The 21,559-nt window shown below is 69.0% G+C and carries 22 protein-coding genes; 16 read left to right on the forward strand and 6 right to left on the reverse strand.

All coding sequences use genetic code 11. The features are described 5' to 3' along the window. Nucleotides 1-4 precede the first annotated feature (4 nt). A complete protein-coding gene (locus EV137_RS33500) occupies nt 5-1,339 on the reverse strand; it encodes an amidohydrolase (RefSeq protein WP_134132135.1) in 1,335 nt (444 codons plus the stop codon). 121 nt (nt 1,340-1,460) lie between these two features. On the opposite strand from EV137_RS33500, the gene EV137_RS33505 reads away from it, so the two are divergent. After that, nucleotides 1,461-2,105 carry an alpha-ketoglutarate-dependent dioxygenase AlkB gene (locus tag EV137_RS33505; protein WP_134132136.1) on the forward strand — a complete coding sequence of 215 codons (645 nt, stop codon included), beginning with the start codon at nt 1,461-1,463 and terminating at the stop codon, nt 2,103-2,105. Nucleotides 2,106-2,111: 6 nt separating this feature from the next. Here EV137_RS33505 and EV137_RS33510 read toward each other — a convergent pair whose 3' ends face one another. Then, entirely contained in the window at nt 2,112-2,555 is a 444-nt protein-coding gene (locus EV137_RS33510) for a hypothetical protein (RefSeq protein ID WP_134132137.1), read from the reverse strand. A 121-nt stretch (nt 2,556-2,676) separates the two neighbouring features. Here EV137_RS33510 and EV137_RS33515 point away from each other — a divergent pair, with 121 nt between their 5' ends. From EV137_RS33515 to EV137_RS33545, 7 genes are all read left to right on the forward strand, one after another. Continuing rightward, nucleotides 2,677-3,933 carry an MFS transporter gene (locus tag EV137_RS33515; protein ID WP_134132138.1) on the forward strand — a complete coding sequence of 419 codons (1,257 nt, stop codon included), beginning with the start codon at nt 2,677-2,679 and terminating at the stop codon, nt 3,931-3,933. After that, nucleotides 3,933-4,571 carry a pyridoxamine 5'-phosphate oxidase family protein gene (locus tag EV137_RS33520; protein WP_134005528.1) on the forward strand — a complete coding sequence of 213 codons (639 nt, stop codon included), beginning with the start codon at nt 3,933-3,935 and terminating at the stop codon, nt 4,569-4,571. The genes EV137_RS33515 and EV137_RS33520 overlap by 1 nt, the downstream gene beginning before the upstream one ends. A gap of 78 nt (nt 4,572-4,649) precedes the next feature. Next, the gene (locus EV137_RS33525) at nt 4,650-5,783 is read left to right on the forward strand and encodes a sensor histidine kinase (RefSeq protein ID WP_238175736.1); all 1,134 of its coding nucleotides are present in this window, start codon (nt 4,650-4,652) and stop codon (nt 5,781-5,783) included. Nucleotides 5,784-5,890: 107 nt separating this feature from the next. Beyond that, the gene (locus EV137_RS33530) at nt 5,891-6,805 is read left to right on the forward strand and encodes an ABC transporter ATP-binding protein (protein ID WP_134132139.1); all 915 of its coding nucleotides are present in this window, start codon (nt 5,891-5,893) and stop codon (nt 6,803-6,805) included. Then, the gene (locus tag EV137_RS33535) at nt 6,802-7,566 is read left to right on the forward strand and encodes an ABC transporter permease (protein WP_134132140.1); all 765 of its coding nucleotides are present in this window, start codon (nt 6,802-6,804) and stop codon (nt 7,564-7,566) included. Before EV137_RS33530 ends, EV137_RS33535 begins: the two co-directional genes overlap by 4 nt. A gap of 22 nt (nt 7,567-7,588) precedes the next feature. Beyond that, complete coding sequence (locus tag EV137_RS33540) at nt 7,589-8,257, forward strand: response regulator transcription factor (protein WP_202871262.1); 669 nt, start codon at nt 7,589-7,591, stop codon at nt 8,255-8,257. Beyond that, nucleotides 8,254-9,732 (forward strand): sensor histidine kinase, encoded by a 1,479-nt coding sequence (locus EV137_RS33545; RefSeq protein ID WP_238175737.1) that lies wholly within the window; start codon nt 8,254-8,256, stop codon nt 9,730-9,732. The genes EV137_RS33540 and EV137_RS33545 overlap by 4 nt, the downstream gene beginning before the upstream one ends. Here EV137_RS33545 and EV137_RS33550 read toward each other — a convergent pair. Next, complete coding sequence (locus EV137_RS33550; RefSeq protein WP_134005536.1) at nt 9,676-10,887, reverse strand: alpha-hydroxy acid oxidase; 1,212 nt, start codon at nt 10,885-10,887, stop codon at nt 9,676-9,678. The two genes, EV137_RS33545 and EV137_RS33550, sit on opposite strands and share 57 nt — an antisense overlap. A 73-nt stretch (nt 10,888-10,960) precedes the next feature. On the opposite strand from EV137_RS33550, the gene EV137_RS33555 reads away from it, so the two are divergent. The 8 genes from EV137_RS33555 (at nt 10,961) to EV137_RS33590 (ending at nt 17,283) form a co-directional block, all read left to right on the forward strand. Then, a complete protein-coding gene (locus tag EV137_RS33555) occupies nt 10,961-11,674 on the forward strand; it encodes a FadR/GntR family transcriptional regulator (RefSeq protein ID WP_134132142.1) in 714 nt (237 codons plus the stop codon). Nucleotides 11,675-11,743: 69 nt separating this feature from the next. Further along, nucleotides 11,744-12,886, forward strand: a complete 1,143-nt coding sequence (locus tag EV137_RS33560) for a sensor histidine kinase (RefSeq protein ID WP_134132143.1) — start codon at nt 11,744-11,746, stop codon at nt 12,884-12,886. After that, nucleotides 12,883-13,530, forward strand: a complete 648-nt coding sequence (locus EV137_RS33565; RefSeq protein WP_134132144.1) for a response regulator — start codon at nt 12,883-12,885, stop codon at nt 13,528-13,530. Before EV137_RS33560 ends, EV137_RS33565 begins: the two co-directional genes overlap by 4 nt. 9 nt (nt 13,531-13,539) lie before the next feature. Then, nucleotides 13,540-14,205 (forward strand): response regulator, encoded by a 666-nt coding sequence (locus EV137_RS33570; protein ID WP_134005544.1) that lies wholly within the window; start codon nt 13,540-13,542, stop codon nt 14,203-14,205. Between the two features lie 33 nt (nt 14,206-14,238). Beyond that, nucleotides 14,239-14,664 carry a hypothetical protein gene (locus EV137_RS33575; protein ID WP_134132145.1) on the forward strand — a complete coding sequence of 142 codons (426 nt, stop codon included), beginning with the start codon at nt 14,239-14,241 and terminating at the stop codon, nt 14,662-14,664. A 75-nt stretch (nt 14,665-14,739) separates the two neighbouring features. Beyond that, the gene (locus EV137_RS33580) at nt 14,740-15,639 is read left to right on the forward strand and encodes an ABC transporter ATP-binding protein (protein WP_134132146.1); all 900 of its coding nucleotides are present in this window, start codon (nt 14,740-14,742) and stop codon (nt 15,637-15,639) included. Beyond that, nucleotides 15,629-16,474: an ABC transporter permease gene (locus tag EV137_RS33585; protein WP_134132147.1), complete on the forward strand. Its 846-nt coding sequence runs from the start codon at nt 15,629-15,631 to the stop codon at nt 16,472-16,474. The genes EV137_RS33580 and EV137_RS33585 overlap by 11 nt, the downstream gene beginning before the upstream one ends. Before the next feature lie 44 nt (nt 16,475-16,518). Further along, a complete protein-coding gene (locus tag EV137_RS33590) occupies nt 16,519-17,283 on the forward strand; it encodes an SDR family oxidoreductase (protein WP_134132148.1) in 765 nt (254 codons plus the stop codon). A 205-nt stretch (nt 17,284-17,488) separates the two neighbouring features. Here EV137_RS33590 and EV137_RS33595 read toward each other — a convergent pair whose 3' ends face one another. From EV137_RS33595 to EV137_RS33605, 3 genes are read right to left on the reverse strand one after another with little or no spacing between them, the layout of a single operon-like run. Beyond that, nucleotides 17,489-18,757, reverse strand: a complete 1,269-nt coding sequence (locus EV137_RS33595; protein ID WP_134132149.1) for a glycoside hydrolase family 125 protein — start codon at nt 18,755-18,757, stop codon at nt 17,489-17,491. A gap of 8 nt (nt 18,758-18,765) precedes the next feature. After that, entirely contained in the window at nt 18,766-19,941 is a 1,176-nt protein-coding gene (locus EV137_RS33600; RefSeq protein WP_134132150.1) for an ROK family transcriptional regulator, read from the reverse strand. A 46-nt stretch (nt 19,942-19,987) separates the two neighbouring features. After that, nucleotides 19,988-21,535 carry an alpha-amylase family protein gene (locus tag EV137_RS33605; protein WP_134132151.1) on the reverse strand — a complete coding sequence of 516 codons (1,548 nt, stop codon included), beginning with the start codon at nt 21,533-21,535 and terminating at the stop codon, nt 19,988-19,990. Nucleotides 21,536-21,559: the final 24 nt, after the last annotated feature.

Consider the following 21,559-nt stretch of genomic DNA (forward strand, 5'->3'; position numbering starts at 1 on the left):
TGTATCACGGGGCGTAGTGCTGGACGGCACCTCCTTGGGACAGGTCCACGAGGGTGTGGGCCAGGGACTTCGCGTCGGCCAGGACTTCTGCGAGGTCCATGGTCGTGAGTTGGCGGTCGCGCACCACGATCTGGCCGGCGACGAGCACGGTGACGACGTCGGAGGCCCGCATCGAGTACACGAGCGCGGCGCGTGGGTCGTGGACCGGTTGGTGGTGCGGTGCGCTCAGGTCGACGAGGGCGATGTCTGCTTGGCGGCCGGGCTCGAGTACGCCGATCTGGTTCTCGAGTCCCGCGGCTGCCGCGCTGCCTCGGGTGGCGAGGCGGAGCGTGTCGGAGAGGGTCATCCATTCGGCGTCGTGTTCGCGTTGCTTCTGGGTGAGGGCGACCATGCGGATCGCTTCCCAGACGTCGAGTGTGTTGTGTACGGCGGCTCCGTCGGTACCGATGCCCACGTTGACGCCGGCTGACCGCAGTCGCTTGATCGGGGTGACCTCGCTCATCGCGAGCTTGAGGTACACCTTCGGGCAGGACGCCACCGTCGTGCGGTCGGCGTACCGCTCGAGAATCGGCAGATCCTCCTCCCGGATGCCGCAGCCGTGCGCGACGAGAGCTCCTGCTTCGAGGACACCGGTCCGCTCGAGCACCTGGATCGGCGTGACACCGTGCTTTTCGAGCGAGGCCTGCGTCTGGTCGTCGGTCTCGGCGGCGTGCAGGTGGATCCGGCGTCCGTCGCTCCGCGCGAGGTCCGCCGTGCGCCGCAGATCCTCGTCGGTCACCGTGTACGTCGCGTGCGGTCCGAGGCTCGCGGTGATGCGTGGATGTCGTGCGCTCAGGTCGCCGGTCGTCTCGAACGCTGCATCGACCGCGTCCTGCCCTGCAGAGGAGAAGAACGTCGGCGCGAGGTCTGCCCGGATCCCGGACTCGATCGCGGCGGCGGCGATCTGGTCGGCGTGGAAGTAGTGATCCACGAACGTGGTCACGCCGGCCAGCAACATCTCCGCGCACGCCAGCCGCGCGCCGACCCGCACCCGCTCCGGCGTCAGGTTCACCTCCATCGGCCAGATCCGCCGGTTGAACCAGTCCTCGATGTTCAGATCCTCCGCCGCACCTCGCATCATCACCATCGGGCTGTGCGTGTGCGAGTTGACCAGCCCCGGCACCGCCAACAGACCGCTCCCGTCAACCACCTCGGTCGGCGGTTCACCGGCATCCGAGGCGTCGGCGGTTGGCGTGATCGCGACGATCCGGTCGTCCTGCACATGGATGTCCTGTGCCTCGTCGACGCGGCACTCCCCCTGTTCGGGCACGATCAGGACGGAGACATTGCGGATCAGCATTCATCCTCCCGGTGCACTGCTGTCGACGTACAGCAGTCTTGTCGATCCACAGGTCCACCAGAGTGGGCGGAGGTGGAACTGGCAGGGGAACGTTTGTTCGAGTGTCGGGTATGGTGGGGGGATGGGCGGTGAGCTTCAGGGGTCGTTGCTGGATGCTTTTGCGGATCCTGCCTTGGGGTCCTTGGAGGGTCTGGCGCGGTCCGAGTTGGGGCGGGGGGCTTGGGTCGATGTGCTGCCTGGGTGGTTGACGGGGGCGGATCAGGTGTACGAGCGGCTGGCTCGGGACGTGCCTTGGCAGGCGGAGCGGCGCCAGATGTACGACCGGGTGGTCGATGTGCCTCGGTTGTTGTGCTTTTACGGGGAGAACGCGCAGTTGCCGGTGCCGATTCTCGACGAGGCTCGGGATGCGTTGAGTGCGCACTACGCGGACGAGTTGGGTGAGCCGTTCCGGACGGCTGGGTTGTGTTTCTACCGGGACGGGAAGGACAGCGTTGCGTGGCACGGAGACCGGATCGGGCGCGGGAACCACGAGGACACGATGGTGGCGATCCTCTCGGTCGGTGAGCCTCGAGTGCTGGCGCTGCGGCCGCGGCCGGGAGCATCGAGTGGGCCGGTCGGGTCGACCGTTCGGTATCCGTTGGGGCATGGGGATCTGATCGTCATGGGCGGTTCGTGTCAGCGGACCTGGGAGCATGCGATTCCGAAGGCGACGGGCCGTGTCGGGCCGCGGATCAGTATTCAGTTCCGGCCTCGCGGGGTGCGGTGAAAGCGTTCATGCGGCGGCCGACTCGGTGAGGGCCGGTTGGTAGATGCCGTCCTCGGTGGCTACGTAGAAGCCGAGCAGGCGAATGCCGGCTGCCGCGCAGATCGTGCCGGCGGCTCGGGCCCATTGCGCGTCCAGGCCGGTCATCCGGGCGGGGCCTGGGCGGCCGAGGACGAGGACGAGAGCTGTGCCGGGCGCGGTGTGTACGGCGGGGATGATCGGGTGGAGGGCGGTCTCGCACAGTTGAGCGGCGCTGGAGTCCAACGAGAAGGTCGCGGGAAGCTCGATGGCTACGGTGGCCAGGTAGTGGTCGTCGGGGTCGCAGATGAGGATGGTGAAGGTGCCTCGGCGGCGGTCGCCGAGGCTGACCATCAGGTCTACGGCGTCGGCGGTGGCATCGGGATCGGTGAGTGGCTCGTCAGCCCAGGTCGCGGAGAGGTTCTCGAAGCTCATGCCTGTAAAGGTGCCGTGATTCCGGCCCTCGATCCGGGTTGTCCACAGGCCAAAGTGGCCCATGATTCCGCGGCATAAGTGGATCTCACACCTGGGCCGTTGCAACCCTAGGCTCGAGGACATGAGCAGCAGACTCGGGCAGATGCTTCCCCCGGCCGGAGCGCCGCGGGACCTGGCGATGGCGCAGTTGGCGAACTCGGTCGGCGACGGTGCGTTCGTCGTCACCTCGGCGTTGTTCTTCACCCGCGTCGTCGGGCTCTCGACCGCGGAGGTCGGTCTCGGGCTGACGATCGCCTGGCTGGTGGGATTCCTGGCAGGGGTGCCGCTCGGCAACCTCGCGGACCGGCGGGGAGCGCGCGGCACCGCGGTCCTGCTGGCGCTGACGACCGCGACAGCTGTCGCGTCGTTCCTGGTCGTCAGGAGCTTCGCCGGCTTCCTGATCGCCGCCATCGTCTACGCCTGCGGCCAGACCGGGCTCACCGCGGCGCGGCAGGCGTTGCTGGCCGGACTGGTCGCCCCGGCGGAGCGGACCAGGATCCGCGCATTCCTGCAGTCCACGGTGAACGCCGGTCTCGCGCTCGGCGCGCTGCTCGGCGGTGTGGCGCTCCGGTTCGACAATGAGGCGGCGTACCTGATCGTGTTCGGGGTCGATGCGCTCAGCTTCCTGATCGCGGCCGGGTTGCTGCGCCGGGTGCCGTCGATCGCGACGACCCTCCGGATCGTGGGCGAGCCGCGGCTCGCGGTGCTGCACGACCGTCCGTACGCCGTTCTCGCGCTGCTCAATGCGGTGATGCTGCTCTTCATGCCGCTGATCAGCTTGGTCGGTCCTCTCTGGATCGTGACCCGGACCAACGCGCCCAACTGGGTCGTCGCCTCGCTGATGATCGTGAACACGCTCGGCGTCACGTTCTTCCAGGTCCGGATCGCCAAGAGTGTCAAGGATCTGCGCAGTGCCGCCCGTTCGGTCCGGTACGCCGGTGTCGCCATGCTGGCCGCCTGCGCGGTGTTCGCCGTCACCGCCGCGGATCTCGGCCCGGCATCCACCGCCGGCGTTCTCGTCGTCGCCGCCGCACTGCTCACCCTCGGCGAGATGAAGCTCGCGTCCGGCGCCTGGGAGATCAGCTTCGGACTCGCGCCGGCCGACAAGCAGGGCCAGTACCAGGGCTTCTTCGGAACCGGCCCCGCGATCGCCCGGATGCTCGGTCCGGCACTGCTCACCACAGTCATCCTCGGATGGGGTCCGATCGGCTGGCTGGTGGTCGGTGCACTGTTCCTGGGGACCAGTTGCGCAACTGGTCCCGCCGTACGATGGGCTGCGCGGACGAGGGCCGTCAACGAGGACGCCACGCCGTCGCTGGCAGAGGAGAGCGCCGCCTGATGGAGATTCCCGGACTGGTCGAGATCACTACGCAGGACGAGCTGCGGGAGATCGTCCCGCAACCGCTGGCAGCAGCTGCCGGCAAGGCCCGCAAGGAGCTGCACGACCTGGATCGCGAGTGGCTCGCGGCGTCGCCGTTCTGCCTCATCGCCACCTCCGCCGAGGACGGTACGTGCGACGTCTCCCCCAAGGGCGACCCGGCCGGGTTCACCAAGGTCCTCGACGCCGGCACCATCGCGATCCCGGAACGCGCCGGCAACCGGCGCGTGGACGGGTTCACCAACATCCTGTCCAACCCGCACGTCGGGCTGATCTACTTCCTGCCCGGCCGCGGCGACACGCTGCGGATCAATGGCCGCGCCCGGATCGTCAGCGAGGCGCCGTTCTTCGACGAGATGATCGTGAAGGGCAACCGCCCGCAGCTCGCCCTGCTGGTCGAGATCGAGGAGATCTTCCACCACTGCTCGAAGGCGTTCCTGCGCTCGAAGCTGTGGAAGCCCGAGACCTGGGAGCCCGACGCGGTGCCGACCCGGGCGCGGATCTCGCAGACGCTGGAGCGCCCCGACGAGGAGCTCGCGACGCTCGAGGAGTACTACGGACAGGCGTACGAGGAGAAGATCTACAAGGTCAAGTACTGACCTACCGCAGCGGGCGCAGGCCGAAGTACTCCGTGGCGACGATGACATCGCCCCGGCCGCCCTCTACGGTTTCGTAGTGTGACCGAACCTGTCCATGTCCCGACCTTCGGGGCCCGCGTGCGCCGCGTCGTGCTGCCGGTGGCGCTGGCCGTGTTCTCGGTGGTCGGGACGTTCGGCGCGTCACGTGGTCAGACCGATCGCCACGCGCCCGACTGGTTCATGGTGGTGCTGCTGCTGATCGGTGCGCTCTCCCTGTACTGGCTGCGCACCAAGCCGATCCCGGTGCTGTGGGCAACTGTCATCTCGACGCTGATCTACATGCTCCGCGAGTACCCGTGGGGCCCGGTCGTGTTCGCGTTCGTGATCGCCGTGTTCACCACGATCCGGCTCGGTCACCGGCTGGCGGGCTGGATCGGGCTGGTCACGTTGTACGTCGGGCATGTCGGCGGCCGGATGATCCTCGGCATCAACGAGCAGGGCGTGTACCAGGTCCTGCTCGTCGGCACCTGCTTCTGCGTACTCGGGTTCGTCGCGGAACTCTTCCGCGCCCAACGCGACCGGATGATGGCGGCGGCGCGTACCCGGGAAGAGGAAGAACTGCGCCGGGCGGGCGAGGAACGCCTGCGGATCGCGCAGGAGCTCCACGACGTCGTGGCGCACCACATCTCGCTCATCAACGTGCAGGCGTCCACCGCGCTGCACCTGGTCGATCGGCAGCCCGAGCAGGCCGCCCCGGCGCTCTCCGCGATCAAAGACGCGAGCAAGGAAGCTCTCGTCGAGCTCAGGTCGATCGTCGGCGTACTGCGTCAGTCCGACGAGTCAGCGCCCCGTACACCGGTTGCCGGTCTCGATCACCTGGACCACCTGATCAGCCGCACCAAACGGGCCGGGCTCGAGGTGCACAAGATCGTTCACGGCGAGCCGCGGCCACTGCCGAGCGGGCTCGACCGCGCCGCGTTCCGCATCATCCAGGAGTCGCTGACGAACGTCGTACGGCATGCACGGGCGACGTCGGCGACGGTCCGGATCCAGTACGGCGAGCAGACGCTGGTGCTCCAGGTCGACGACAACGGCGACTGCCTGACCGCGGCGCCGAAGGAAGGCAACGGCATCTCCGGGATGCGTGAGCGTGCCACCGCCCTCGGCGGCACGCTGACCGCGAACCGCACGTCGGCCGGCGGTCTGCGGATCACGGCGACTCTGCCTCTGTAGGTTTCCTGTGAATGCGGGCAGTCACCGGACGCCCGCCGGTGCGGATTCACAGAGTTCTCCCAGAAACTCCCGGTAGGCACTCAGATCGGTTGGTCAGGCTGCGAGGCATGACAACGATCGAAGTGCGGGGGCTGACCAAGCGGTACGGCTCCGACGTCGTCGTGGACGACCTGTCGTTCTCCGTCGAGCCGGGTCAGGTGACCGGGTTCCTGGGGCCGAACGGTGCGGGCAAGTCCACGACCATGAAGATGATCATCGGCCTGGCCGCGCCGACCCGAGGCACCGTGACCGTCGGCGGCCGGCGGTACCAGGACCTGCCGGTGCCGCTGACCGAGGTCGGCGCGCTGCTCGACGCGAGTGCGGTGCACGGCGCGCGGACGGCGTACGACCACTTGCTGGCGCTTGCCGTGAGCAACGGTCTCCCCCGGCGCCGGGTCGACGAGGTCCTCGTCCGGACCGGGCTCGAAGGGGTGGCGGGCAAGCGGGCGGGCGGGTTCTCGCTCGGGATGCGGCAGCGGCTCGGGATCGCCGCGACACTGCTCGGCGATCCGGACGTGCTGATCTTCGACGAGCCGGTGAACGGGCTCGATCCCGAAGGGATCCGCTGGATCCGCGACTTCATGCGCTCGCTGGCGGCAGAAGGACGTGCGGTGCTGGTGTCGAGCCACCTGATGAGCGAGATGGCGCAGACAGCCGATCACCTGGTCGTGATCGGTCGCGGCCGGCTGATCGCCGACATGGGCATGGCCGAGCTGATGCACGCGAACGGCGAGGGCACCGTCCTCGTCCGCACAGGTGAGCCGGACTCGTTCGCACAGCACCTGACCACGGCAGGCGCCACAGTGCGGGACGGGCTCGAGGGTGCGCTGGTCGTGTCCGGTCTGTCGGGTGCGGAGATCGGCAAACTGGCGGCGTACCACGGGGTTGCGCTGAGCGAACTGACGCCGCAGCGGGCCTCGCTGGAGGACGCGTTCATGGCACTGACCAGAGAGAGCGTCGAGTACCAGGGAGCCGCCATATGAACACGCTGCATGCCGAGTGGATCAAGCTGCGCAGCTTGCGCTCCACCTGGTACACCGTGGCCAGTCTGTTCGTGTTCGGGCTCGGCATCACTGGCCTGTCGATGAGCGGCGCAGGCACGGAGTACTGGGGCGGGACCGACGCGGACCGTGCTGCTTGGGATCCGACGAGTCAGAGCCTGAAGACGTTCATCGTGGCCCAGCTGATCGTTGGCGTGCTCGGCATCCTCGTGGTGACGTCGGAGTTCGCGACCGGGTTGATGCAGACGACGCTCGCTGCCACCCCACGCCGGAACCGGCTGCTGGCTGCGAAGGCGATCGTGGCCACCGCGGTGGCCGCCGTAGCGGGCCAGGTGCTGATGTTCGCGGCGTTCTTCATCGGTCAGGCGTTGCTGGCCGGGCAGGACGTGCCCTACGCACGCCTTGGCGATCCTGGGGTCTTGAGAGCGGTTGTCGGTGGTGGGCTGTATCTGTCCGCGATCGCTCTGCTGGCCGTGGGTCTGGGTGCGATTCTGCGCGCGACGGCGGGTGCGCTCGCGACGCTCGTGGGGATCGTGTTCCTCGTTCCGGCGCTCGCGGGGCTCTTCCCGGACTGGATGCAAGGGATCTTCAACTTCTGGCCCACCCTCGGAGCGGCGGCGATCTTCGGTACGGTGCCGGACGAGAACTTCCCGCATCCCTGGCTGAATCTGGGTGGGCTGTGGCTGGGCGTCGCCGCCGTGCTCACCGCTGCGTTCGTTGTCTTCCGGCGACGAGACATCTGACCGGATCCGTATTCTGGCGATCATGACTCGGCTGCTCGTGGTGGACGACGAGGCGACGGTGCGCGAACTGCTGTCCGCGACACTGCGGTTCGCCGGCTTCGACGTGACCTCGGCGGCGACCGCTGCCGAAGCGGTCGCCGCCGCGGCCGAGGAGCCGCCGGATCTCGTCCTGCTCGACGTCATGCTGCCGGACATGGACGGCTTCGAGCTCGTACGGCGCCTGCGCCCGACACCTGTCCTGTTCCTGACCGCCCGCGACGGGCAGGCCGACAAGGTCCAGGGGCTGTCGCTCGGCGCGGACGACTACGTGACGAAACCGTTCGACCTCGAGGAACTGATCGCCCGGATCCGAGCGGTCCTGCGACGTACGACCGGCCGGCCGAGCGACGACGTACTGACGGTCGGTCCGCTCGCACTCGATGCCGAGGGCCACCAAGTGACGCGGGCCGGCAGTCCGCTGCGCATCTCCCCCACCGAGTTCCGGCTGCTGCACTACCTGATGGAGAACGCCGGCCGGGTGGTGTCCAAGGCGCAGATCCTCGAACGCGTCTGGCGGTACGACTTCAACGGAGACACCAGCATCGTGGACACCTACATCTCGTACCTGCGCCGCAAGGTCGACGACCAGGACCCGAAACTCATCCACACCGTGCACGGCATGGGGTACGTGATGCGAGCACCCAGATCGTGAGGCTGTCGCTGCGCGCCAGGTTGCTGCTGCTCACCACAGGCCTGCTGCTCGCCGGGCTGACCCTGATCAGTGCGGTCGTGTCGAGTCAGTTGGAGAGGTACCAGCTCGATCGGCTCGACAGCCAGCTCCGGTCGTTCACCGAGATCATCGCGCAGGTGTCACCGAGCGGGCCGAACCGCGAACAGCCCGCCCGTCCGGAGCTCCTCGACCCCGCACTGGATCTGATCGGTGCGCCGTACCTGGCGTACCTCGGCCCGGACGGGACCGTCGTGGGCACGCTGCGCTCGTCCCGCGTGGCTGCCGCGTCGTTTCCCGCGGACGACGCGCTGCGATCGCTGCCCGTGGACGGTTCGGCAGTCGTACTGCGGGCAGCCAACGGATCGGGCCGCTGGCGGGCGGTCGCGCGACCGGCCGTCGGCTGGAGTGGAACGGTGATCGCGGCCGCGCCACTGACCGAGGCCGACGCCACGATCGCCAAGCTGAGAACCACCAGCCTGGTCAGCGGGGCCGCGCTGCTCGTCCTGCTGACGGCGATCGGCTGGTGGGCGCTCGGCCGCGGCTTGCGTCCACTGCGCAGGATCGAGCACACAGCCGCCGCCATCGCGGACGGCGATCTGACGCAACGCGTGCCGGGACTGGCCGCGCCGGGGACCGAGATCGGCCATCTGGCGGCGTCGCTGAACACGATGCTCGGCCAACTGGAGCAGGCGTTCGCGGACCGGGCCGCGGCCGAGACCCGGATGCGCGCGTTCCTCGCCGACGTCAGCCATGAGCTGCGTACGCCGCTCGTCGGCATCAAAGGATCGACCGAGCTCTATCGGATGGGCGGATCCGATGTGGACGAGGCAATGGGTCGCATCGACCGCGAAGCCACCCGGCTGACCGTGCTGACGCAAGACCTGCTCCTGCTCGCCCAGCTGGACGAGGCGCCCGAAGGACAGCTCGACCGCGCACCAATGGATCTGCGGACGATCGCCAACGATGCCCGTCACGACCTCCGTGCGCTGGATCCGTCCCGGTCGATCACGCTCACCGGGCCACAAGGTCGCGGCGCCCCCGGTCCAGCCGCGGTGAGCGGTGACGAGGATCGGCTCCGGCAGGTCGTCACCAATCTGGTGGGAAACGCCATTGCCCACACCCCAGCCGGTACGCCGGTCCGCATCGGAGTCGGTACGGAAGGCGACCACGCTGTGCTGGTGATCGAGGACGAAGGTCCCGGCATGACCGAGGAGCAGGCCGGTCGAGTCTTCGATCGGTTCTATCGAGCCGACCAGGCCCGCAAGCACTCGGCGGGTGCGGGAACCGGTCTCGGGCTGGCAATCGCGCGCTCCATCGCGCGGGCGCACGGCGGAGACGTCGTACTGCGGACCGTCCTCGGTGCGGGCTCGTCGTTCCGGTTGACGCTGCCGCTGCTCGTGTCAGGGCAGGCGGACGTGCGACGGGTTCAGCTCGGCCACGCTGGAAACGCCGAGTAGGGCCATCGTGCGACGAACCTCTTTGGTGAGGATGTCCGCGGCGCGGGCGACACCACGCTGGCCGCCGGCCATCAGGCCGTACAGGTACGCGCGGCCGACCAGGCAGGCGTCGGCGCCGAGCGCGATCGCCGCGACGATGTCCGCGCCGGACATGATGCCGGTGTCGAGGTAGATCTCCGCGTCGCTTCCGACCGCCTTGCGGACCTCCGGGAGGATGCGCAGCGGCGTCGGCGCGCGGTCCAGCTGACGACCGCCGTGGTTCGACAGCACGACCGCGTCGGCGCCCGCGTCGACCACCCGGCGCGCGTCCTCGACGGTCTGGATGCCCTTGACGATCAGCGGGCCGTCCCAGATGGAGCGCAGCCAGTTGAGGTCGTCGATCGTCATCGTCGGGTCGAACAGTTTGTCGAGCAGCTCGGCGACCGTGCCGTCCCACGTGGACAGCGAGGCGAAGGTCAGCGGTCGGGTGGTGAGCAGGTTCGCCCACCAGGCCGGGTGCAGGGACGCGTCCAAGACGGTCTTCGCGGTCAGCGACGGCGGGATCGTGAAGCCGTTGCGTACGTCGCGGAGACGAGCGCCTGCGACCGGTACGTCGACGGTCAGCATCAGCGCTTCGTACCCGGCGGCGGCCGACCGCTTCACCAGGTCCTCACCCGCCGTGCGGTCCTTCCAGACGTACAGCTGGAACCACTTGCGCGCGTTCGGCGCGGCGGCTGCCACGTCCTCGATCGACGTGGTGCCCATCGTCGACAACGCGTACGGGATGCCGACCTGCTCGGCGACCTTCACGACCGCGCTCTCGCCCTCGTGGTTCATCATCCGGGTGAAGCCGGTCGGCGCGAACGCGAACGGCAGCTCGGAGCGGCCGCCGAGGATCGACGTACCGAGGTCGATGTCCGACACGTCCCGCAGGATCGACGGCTGCAGCTCCATCTCGGCGAACAGCCGGCGGGCGCGGCGCAGGCTGATCTCTGCCTCGGCAGCGCCGTCGGTGTAGTCGAACACCGACCGCGGCGTCCGGCGCTTCGCGATCGCCCGCAGGTCCGCGATCGTCAGCGCCTTCTCCAGCCGCCGCTCGGTCGGGTTCACCGTGATCGGCTTCGGCCGCAGCAGCGGCTTCAACTCGGACCATTTGGGCATCTGGCGATCGGTCATCACAACTCCCGGCTGAATCTGTGGTCGGACCACACCCTACCCTGTGGTCCGACCACACAGGTAGGGTCGTCTCATGAAGAACTACGAGCTGGTCCTGCATCGGGTCGAGGCCGACCTGGCGGCGGGGCGGCTGCGGATCGGCGGGCGGTTGCCGGGTGAGCGGGCGCTGGCCGAGCAGCTCGGGATCAGCCGGCCGTCGGTGCGGGAGGCGGTCCGGGTCCTCGAGGCGATGGGCGTGGTGCGGACCGCCACCGGATCCGGTCCCGAGGCAGGCGCGGTGATCGTGGCGGAGCCGGTGTCGCCGCTGACCGCCGTACTGCGGTTGCACCTGGCAACCAATCACCTGCCGATGGGTGACGTCGTACAGACCCGTCTGCTGCTGGAGTCCTGGTCGGCGCGGGAGGCGGCGGCGCGGGAGCTCGAGTCCGGCGAGCTGAAGGTCGCGGAGGAGCTGCTGGACCGGATGGACGACGCCGGGTTGTCGCCGGAGGAGTTCCATGTGCTGGACGCGGAGTTCCACGTCGCACTGTCCGGGCTCGCCGGGAACGTGCTGATCGCCGCGGTGATGACGTCGTTGCGATCGGCGATCCACGGGTACGTCCTGGCCGCCGTACCCAACCTGCCCGACTGGGAGGGAACGGCCGTCGGCCTGCGGTCCGAGCACCGTGCGATCCTGGCCGCCGTGCGGGGCGGTGAGCCGGACCGCGCGGCCGACCTCGTCACCGCGCACATCCGAGGGTTCTACCAGGCGGCTCAGCTAGCACCGTTCGGCGGCGCTGAGGGGTGACCGGGAGTCGGCGGGCCTTCGACTTTGGTCGGTGGTGGGAATCGCCTGCGGACGCCTAGTCTCGGCGGCATGGAGGAGTTGTGCGTGCCGCGGAGGCCGGCGAAATGGGTCGGCTTCGTCGCGACCGGTGCGATCGGGGTGCTGGTCGCGATGACGATCGTCGGGCGGCTGCCGGATCCGGAGCACCGGCAGTTCCTGCTGCTCGACGTCGCCGTCGGACTCGTCTCTGTCGCGCTCATCCCCGTGGTGGGCAGGCTGCCGGTGCCGGGGGCGATCGCGCTAGCGGTGCTCGCCGCCCTCTCCCCCGCCGCGACCCCGCCGTCCACCGTCGGCACGCTCACCGTCGCGCTACGCCGGCCGTTGCGTACGGCGATCCTGGTCGCCCTCGCCGGTACGGTCGCCCATCTGATTCAGGGCCTGTGGCAACCGATCCACGGCCTCCCGTTCTTCTGGTTCGCCGTACTGGATCTCGTGGTGCACGCCGCGCTGGTCGGTTGGGGCCAGGGCACTCAGGCGCGGCAGCAGTTGCTGTTGTCGCTGCGCGAGCGTGCCCGTCGTGCGGAGGCCGAGCAGGGGCGCCGGGTCGCCGAGGCGCGGTCCAACGAGCGGACCAAGATGGCGCGCGAGATGCACGACGTACTCGCGCATCGCCTGTCGCTGCTCGCGACGTACGCCGGTGCGCTCGAGTACCGCCCGGATTCGTCGCCGGAGAAGCTCGCCAAGGCGGCCGGGGTGATCCGGACCGGCGTACACCAGGCGCTCGACGAGCTCCGCGAGGTGATCAACGTCCTGCGCGACGAGGATGTGTACGAGGGGCGGCCGCAGCCGACGTTCGGGGACCTGCGCGCGCTGGTCGACGAGTCGCGGGAGGCTGGTACGACGATCGCGTACGACGATCAGGTGGCGGACCCGATGTCGTTGCCACCGGCAACCGGTAGGACGGCGTACCGAGTCGTGCAGGAAGGGCTGACGAACGCCCGCAAGCATGCGGCGGGGCATCCGGTGACCGTGCTGGTGGCCGGCCAGGCGGGCGACAGGTTGCGGATCGAGCTGACGAATCCGGCGTCGAACGGTACGCCGTTGGCGCCGGGTAGCGGGACCGGGCTCGTCGGACTGACCGAACGCGTGCAACTCGCGGGCGGCACGCTGGACCACGGTCCGCTGCCCGGTGGCGGGTTCCGGCTGGAGGCCTCGCTACCGTGGCCCTCATGAACATCCGGGTACTGGTCGTGGACGACGACGCGTTGGTCAGGGCCAGCCTGGAGATGATGCTCGACGGCGCGAACGGGATCTCCGTGGTCGGGCAGGCCGCCGACGGGGACGAGGTACCGGCCGCTGTCGACGCGCACTTCCCGGACATCGTGCTGATGGACCTGCGGATGCCGCGGGTGGACGGGATCGTTGCGACACGGCGGGTGCGGGCGCGGACGAATCCGCCCGAGGTCGTGGTGCTCACCACGTTCGACACCGACGAGAACGTCCTGCACGCGCTCCGCGCCGGGGCGAGCGGGTTCCTCCTGAAGGACACGCCGCCGGCCCAGATCGTCGACGCCGTACGACGGGTCGCGGCCGGTGACCCGATCCTGTCGCCGGCGATCACGCGGCGGCTGATGGACCGCGCCGCCACCCAGGCCGACGCGCACACGATCGCGCAGCAGAAACTGCAGCGGTTGTCGCCGCGGGAGTACGACGTGATGCTCGCGGTCGCGCAGGGCAAGGCGAACGCGCAGATCGGCGCGGAGCTGTTCATGAGCCTGGCGACGGTGAAGGCGCACATCTCGCACATCCTCACCAAGCTCGAGCTCGGGAACCGAACCCAGATCGCACTGCTCGCGCATGATGCGGGGCTCGCATAAGCTCCCCGCATGATTCGGGTACTGCTGGCGGACGATCAGGCGTTGGTGCGGGCCGGGTTCCGGTCGTTGCTGAACGCCGAGGACGACATCACCGTGATCGGCGAGGTATCGGACGGCGCCGAGGCGGTCGTGGTGGCGCGGCGGGAGAAGCCGGACGTGGTGCTGATGGACATCCGGATGCCCGGCACGGACGGGCTGGAGGCGACGCGGCAGATCGGCGCGGATCCTGAGCTGACCGACGTCCACGTGGTGATCCTGACGACGTTCGACCTGGACGAGTACGTGTTCGAGGCGCTGCGGGTCGGGGCCAGCGGGTTCCTCGTGAAGGACACCGAGCCGGTCGAGCTGCTGCAGGCCGTGCGGGTGGTGGCGCGTGGGGATGCGTTGTTGTCGCCTGGGGTGACGCGGCGGCTGGTGGCGGAGTTCGCGTCGCGGTCCCGGCAGCCGCATGCCAGCAAGGAACTCGACGTACTCACGGAACGCGAGAAGGAGATCGTCGCGCTGGTCGGCGAAGGCCTGTCGAACGACGAGATCGCCGAGCGCCTCGTGCTGAGCCCGGCCACCGCGAAAACCCACGTCAGCCGCGCCATGATCAAACTGGGCGTCCGCGACCGCGCCCAACTCGTCGTACTCGCCTACCAAACCGGCCTGGTACGCCCCGGCTGGCTCGGTTGACCTTCGAGTCGGTCGAACCCAGAGGGTGCTCACATGATGCACCTCGAGGAGATTACGGCCGCAGTCGAGCTCGGTCGCGCCGACGACCGTGAAACTGCGCGCACTCAACTGACCGCACTCTGGGAAGCGTGCGACGACCGGCAGACGCGTTGTGCGATCGCGCATTATCTGGCCGACGTCCAGGACGAGACCGAGGACGAGCTGTCCTGGGATCTGCGGGCACTGGAGGACGTGGAGGACGACGGCTGGCTCCCGTCGCTCCACCTGAACCTCGCCGACGACTACCGCCGACTGTCGCAGACGCGGCTGGCTGAGGAGCACTTGAGCGCTGCGCGGGCGCATCTGTCCGGTCTGCCTGATGGAGCCTACGGCGACCTGGTTCGGAGTGGAGTGGAGCACGTCGCGGAGGCGATCGCCGCGGGGAGTGTGCGTCGGCTGGAGACCAACCCGAGCAGCTGAGTACTCCGGTGGGGGTAGGTGGGGTCACTCCCCGGAGGCGACGCGGTGGGGGCTTGTGGGCGGCACTCTCGTCGTATGGATGCGCTAGTTGAGGTCAGTGGGCTGACCAAGAGGTATGGCGGCACCTTGGCGGTTGATGGTGTCGATCTGACGGTGCTGCCGGGTGAGGTGTACGGGTTTCTGGGCCCGAACGGGGCGGGGAAGACGACCACGCTCCGGATCCTGACCGGGCTGATCGCGCCGACGAGTGGAAGCGTGCGGGTGCTGGGCGGGCGGCCGGGGGATGCCGGCGTACTCGGACGGACCGGGTCGATGATCGAGTCGCCGGCGTTCTACCCGTACCTGTCGGGGCTCGACAACCTGCGGCTGCTGGCCGAGTACGCCGGAGTGTCGCGGCAGCGGATCGACGAGGTGCTGGAGCTCGTCGACCTCACCGATCGCGCGAAGGACCGATTCTCGACGTACTCCCTGGGGATGAAGCAACGCCTCGGTGTCGCGGCCGCGCTCCTCAAGGATCCCGAGCTGGTGATCCTCGACGAGCCGACCAACGGCCTCGACCCGGCCGGGATGCGCGACATGCGCCGCCTGATCCGCGAACTCGGCACCGAAGGCCGGACCGTGCTGCTGTCCAGCCACCTGCTCGGCGAGGTGCAGCAGATCTGCGACCGGGTCGGCATCATCAACGCCGGCCGGATGGTTGCCGAGCACCACGTCGAGGAGCTGCGCGGTGAACAGGAACTCGTCGTCCGCGCCGCCCCTCGCGAGGACGCACAGCGGCTCCTGGCCCGCTTCGGCAGTGTTCACCAGTACGACGACACGCTGCGGGTGCAGGTGGATCCCGCGAAGGCCGCCGAGGTGAACCGGACGCTGGTGGAGGCCGGGATCGACGTGTCCGAGCTGCACACCGCCGAACGCGCGCTCGAGGACATCTTCTTCGAGCTGACCACGGCAAAGGAGACGACCGATGCTGGGTAGCTATCGCGCGGAGATACTCAAGCTCCGCAAGCGATCCGCGGTCTGGGTGCTGTTCGGCGCCGGCCTGGTGCTGAGTCTCATCTTCGGCTACCTGCTGCCGTACCTGGGCTACGCGACCGGCGACGACAACCCGCAGACCGACGGCGTACCGCGTGCCGAGATCCTCCGCGGCATGCTCCCGGCGCGGGTCATCGACAACACGATCGGCGGGTACCCGATCTTCGCCGGCGCGCTCGCGCTCGTCCTGGGCGCGATCGTGATCGGCGGCGAGTACACCTGGGGAACGCTGAAGACCGTGCTCACCCAGCGCCCGCGGCGCGGCACGATCCTCGGCGCCCAGTTCCTGGCGCTCGGCACGATGATCGCGCTCTGGGTGCTCGGGATCTTCGCCGCCTGCGCACTCTGCAGCCTCGGCATCGCCGCGGCCGAGAACGGCTCGACGACCTGGCCGGGAATCGGTGATCTCCTGCAGGGACTCGCGGGCGGCTGGCTGGTCCTGATGATGTGGTGCCTGGCCGGCGCAGTGCTGGCCGTTGCCTTCCGCAACGTCGCACTCCCGATCGGCCTCGGCGTGGTGTGGATCCTCGGCATCGAAACGCTGCTGGCCGGCGTCGTGAGCAGCCTGCTGCCGAGCCTGAAGTGGCTCGCCAACGTCCTGCCCGGCACCAACGCCGGCTCCCTGGTCTTCGGCGTGACCGGCATGGCAGCCGCCGACGCCCCACCAGGCGTACGCGACGCAGTCGGCGGCAGCCGCGCCCTACTGACCCTGCTCGCCTACTGCGCCCTCTTCGCCGTACTAGCCACCTGGACCACCCGCCGCCGCGACGTCACCTGAAACGCGGTTGCTCCGCAGGGCTGTTCTCCAGCAGGATCGCGGGCATGATTCGTCCTGTCGAAAGACCAGTCGCACTCGTCACGGGCGTCGGTCGTACCGTCGGCATCGGCGCCGGCATAGCCCGCCGCCTGGCCGGCGCCGGCTGGGACATCGCGTTCACCTACTGGACGGCGTACGACGAGCGCATGCGGTGGGGCGTCGAGTCCGGAGCCACGGGCGAGATCACCAAGGAGCTCACGGAGCTCGGCGCGACCGCCGTACCGATCGAAGCCGATCTCGTCGACGCCGACGCACCCGAGCGGATCTTCGCCACCGCCGAGGAACAGCTCGGCAACATAACCGCCCTTGTCATGTGCCACTGTGAATCCGTCGACTCCAGCATCCTCGACACCACGATCGAGAGCTTCGACCGGCACTTCGCGATCAACGCACGGGCCACCTGGCTGCTGATCCGCGAATACGCGCGGCGGTTCGCAGGTCCGCACGGCACTGGCCGGATCGTCGCGCTGACCAGCGACCACACTGTCCACAACCTGCCGTACGGCGCGAGCAAAGGAGCGCTGGACCGCATCACACTGGCGGCTGCGCAGGAGCTGTCCCATCTGGGCCTGACGGCGAACGTGATCAACCCCTGCCCGATCGACACCGGCTGGATGACCGACGAACTCCGCGGTGCCTGCGTCCAGCAGACTCCGCTCGGACGACTCGGCACACCGGCAGACACCGCCAACCTGATCGAGTTCCTCTGCTCCGAGCGCGGTCAGTGGATCAACGGCCAACTACTCAAGAGCAACGGCGGCTTGGCCTAGTGCCGCCTGTGCTCCGGAGATTGTGCAGGGCGACAGTACGTATACGTCCACTGGCCGGTGATCCAGCCCGGCGCCCGGTGCGAGGTGGCGGGTAGTAGATGTATACGTACTGTCGAGCTGCAGCTTCGGCGGGAGCACGCGCTTACAGGTGAGCGCACGTCACCGGTTCCGGTGTCGTGGGGGTCCGCTCAAGTTTGGCCGACTATCACCTGATGCCGGCGTGGATCAGGGCTAGTTCGCAGAACATGGCGTTGGCCCAGGAGAACCATTCGCGGGTGAAGTTGCGGGGGTCGTCGACGTCGAAGCCCTCGTGCATCTGGCCGGTGCCGCCGGTGGTGTCGCGGAGGAGCTCCAGCAACTGTTGGCGTTCCTCCGCCGACGTGCTCGAAATCCCCTGCACAGCAAGGGCGATGTGCCAGATGTAGCGCGGCGGGGTGTGCGGGCTGCCGATGCCCGCGGCCGCGGTTCCGCTGTAGTAGTACGGGTTCTCCGGGCTGAGCAGTAAGGAACGCGTCGCGAGGTACGTCGGGTCGTCCGGGGCGGCGTACCCGGTCAGCGGGATCGACAGCAGGCTCGGCATGTTGGCGTCGTCCATCAGCAGCGTCTCGCCGAGACCGTCCACCTCGTAGGCGTAGACGCGACCGTGCTCCGGATGCTCCACCGTGCCGAAGGAAGCGATACCCTCGTCGATCTCGGCCTTCAACTCCTTCGCGCGGTCGGCCAGCGGCTCGTCCCGCAGTACCTCGGTCGCGATCTCCTGCAGGTACCCGAGCACCACCGACGCGAACATGTTGCCGGGCACGTTGAAGCCCAGCTCCGTGGCGTCGTCACTCGGCCGGAAGGCGCTCCACGACATCCCGGTCGGCCGGGTCAGGCGCCCTCGTCCCTCGCGGACGAGCGTGTCCGAGGGGCGGTCGTCGTGTCGCTGGAAGCGGTACGGCGAACGTGCCTCATGGTCCTGCTCCACGGTCCACAGCTCGACGATCGCCTCCGCGGCGGCCCGGAACCGGTGGTCGATCACGTCCGCGCGGCCCGTGATCCGCCACAGCCGGTACGCCAGCTCGAGCGGGAAGCACAGCGAGTCGATCTCGTACTTGCGCTCCCACACCCACGGCGACATCTCGGTCTCGTCCGAGGTGTGCCCCGCGCCGTTCGCCTCCTTGTTGAAGGCGTTCGCGTACGGGTCCAGGACGACGTACTCGAGCTGCCGGTGCAGCACGCCGATCAGCACGTCCTGCAGGCCAGGATCGTCCTTGCACAGCAGCAGGTACGGGCGGAGCTGCGCGGCCGAGTCACGCAACCACATCGCCGGGATGTCGCCGGTCAGCACGAACGTCGTACCGTCCGGCAGGCGCTCGGCGACGGCCGGCAGGTTGCCGGCCATCGAGCGCTCGAACATCTCCGCGATCACGTCGTCACCGGTGGCCTCCCGGACGGCCGCAGTGGCGCGGGCGAGGACCTCGGGGTCGATCATCAAAACATCTACCTTTCAGCGGCAAGAGCGGGGGCGAGTGAGGGGTTGGGCGAGAAGGTCCGGTCGAGGACCAGGCTCGCGGCGCCGATCGCGCCGACGTCGGCACCGAGCGCCGTACCCGTGACGTCGAACGGGTGCACCGCCGCCAGCAGGAAGCGTCCTTCCAGCGCGGTGCGCACGCGGTCGTGCAGAACCGGGGCGAGCTGCTCCCAGTGCGGACCTCCGAAGACCACGCGCTCCAGGTCGAGCAGGTTCGCGATGTCCTCGACCACCTTGGCGATCCGCTCCGCGAGCGTGGTGACGATCTTCTGCGCGGCGCCGGAACCGTCGACGGCCAGCGCGCACAGCCGGGCGAAGGCGGCGTCCACCGCGTGCCGATCGTCCAGGTCGATGCCTTCGGCAAGTACGCCGGCCTGGACCGCCTGCTCCACCAGGTATCTGGGCTGGCTGGCCTCACCGACACAACCACGCCGCCCGCAGAAGCAGAGCGGCCCGTCGGGATCGACGATCACGTGACCGATCTCGCCGACGTTGCTCGACGACCCGCGGACGACCTCGTCACCGATCACCAACCCGGCGCCGACACCCGTGCCGAGGTAGAAGAAGACAAAACTGCCGCCGTGGCCGGCCCATTTCTCGGCGGACGCAGCCGCGGTCACGTCCTTGTCCAGGACGATCGGCAGCCCGGTCCGTTCGCTCAACGCGTCGCGGAGCGGGACGAGGTGCCAGGTCGAGAGGTTCGGCGGGTCGACGACCACACCGCGCTCGACGTCGATCGGTCCGGGCGCGGCGATCCCGACGCCGCTGACCCGGTCGCGCGGTGCGCCGGACGCGGCGATCACTTCCTCGATCGTCTTCGCGATGCCGTCGATGAGTACGCCGGGGTCGTCGGCGTACTGGTCGACCGGCCGCCGCGCGACCACCTCACCGGTGAGATCGAGCAGCACGACGGTGACGACGGAGGGATCGAGATGGACGCCGACGGCGTACTGACCGGTGGGTTCGAGCTCGAGCAGCGTCCGTGGTTTCCCGAGGCCGGCGCCGCGCAGCCGTCCGGCTTCGCGGACCAGGCCGGCGTCGAGGAGGCGGCGCACGATGTTGGAGATCGCCTGACCGGACAGGCCGGTCGCCTCGGCCAGCTCGACGCGGCTGAGTTGCTCGCTGCGGCGGATCGCGTCCAGCACAACGGCATCGTTGAATCCCCCGACGCGATCGAGGTTCGTCCCCCGTCTAACCAATTGGATCCGCACCCCACGGTTGCGACCAGTCGTAGCGAATGGTGTCGTCGCCCGTCCGCCACACGTTCGGCGTGGTGTTGACGAGCCAGTCGGCCGGCTCGATCCCTGAATCACTCACCGCACCGCCATCGAGCGCCAACCGTATACCGTCACGCAGAGCGCGGTCCGTGCGCTCCGTCCGGGCGGCCGGATCGATCGACAGGAACAACGCCGTACCGGAGCGCGCGACCAGGTCGAGGAACCGTTCGTTCAGCTCCCACGGCGTCTGCGGTGTACAGGGGATGCAGTCCGCGTCGACCGTGAAGAGCCGGTTGTGCTGCGGGAGCCGGAACGCGAGCGTGTTGACACCCATCTTCCGGGTCCGCTCCCAGTCCCGGCCGGACGTGTCGTCGCCGGTCCGCTGGACGTCGACGAGCCCGGCGGCGAGATGGCCGACGGTGTTGCAGCCGATCAGTACGACGTCGTCCGCGGCCGCCCGGATCTCCCGGTAGAACGCGAGGATGATCTCGGCCGTGGTCCGCGACGGGTCGTGGAACTGCCAGCCGTCGCGCGTCAGCCGAGCCCCCATCGCGGGGCCGAACGCGCCGAACACGTCGTACGTGCTGAAGTCGTGCTTGACCAGCTCGAAACCCCAGTCCTTGAACCGCTGCAGGTCGGCGCGCACGCCGTCCAGGACCTCCGGGTACGACGGATCCAGCGCTCGGCCCGGCTTGTCGTGCGGGCCCTTCGAGGCCAGCGTCGACGGCTCGCGGACGAGGAGCGGGCGGAACCACAGGCCCGGTCGCGCACCGATCTCCTTGATCGCGGCCGCCGTACCGGCCATGTCGTCGAAGACTCCCGGCGTACCGCGGTCCCAGGGGCCGCCGGAGGCGATGCCGCCCGGGTACCAGCCGTCGTCGACGACGCTGAAGGGCTTCACCGGGTGCCCGTCGGCGAGCTCGACGATCGTCGAGGCGTCCTTCAGGACGGCCTTCTCGTCGAAGTTCTCGCCGTACGCGTAGTACCAGTTGTTGGCCCCGACCACCGGCGCGGGCTCAGGTCGCGCCGGTAGTCGGGTGCTCATGGAGGCGACTGCTGCGTGCAGCGTCTGCCAGGGTGTGCCGGCGTCCTCGAATCGTCGCACGACTGCTGCCGTCAGCGTACGACCGTCCAAAAGCGCCGGACCGCCGCCGTTGCGCAGGTCGAGCCAGAGGGTGAACCCGTCACCGTCGACGGTCCACGCGCAGAACGCGTTCGGCTGCACGTCGACGCCCATGCCGAACGTGCCTGCTCCCGAGTGGGCGAGGAAGTACCACGGCAGCAGGCGCTCAGGTTGCTGGTGACGCCACTGCAGGTCGCCGTACGAACGCTCCCAGGCGTCCCCGAGGATCAGCGCGTCGCTCGGCAGCTTCTCCGACCACCGGAGCGCGACCCGGGAGATCCGCTCCGCCGTGACCTCGACGGTCCCGTCGTTCCAGCTGATCTCGGCGCCGGCGCGGGCCGGGACGACCAACTCCCGCGAAGGATCCACCTGGACGAAAACAGCGCTCGGTTCTCTCACTCGGCTCCCTCGGGGTTAATTTCC

The sequence above is a fragment of the Kribbella pratensis genome (assembly GCF_004366075.1).
GTDB lineage: Bacteria > Actinomycetota > Actinomycetes > Propionibacteriales > Kribbellaceae > Kribbella > Kribbella pratensis.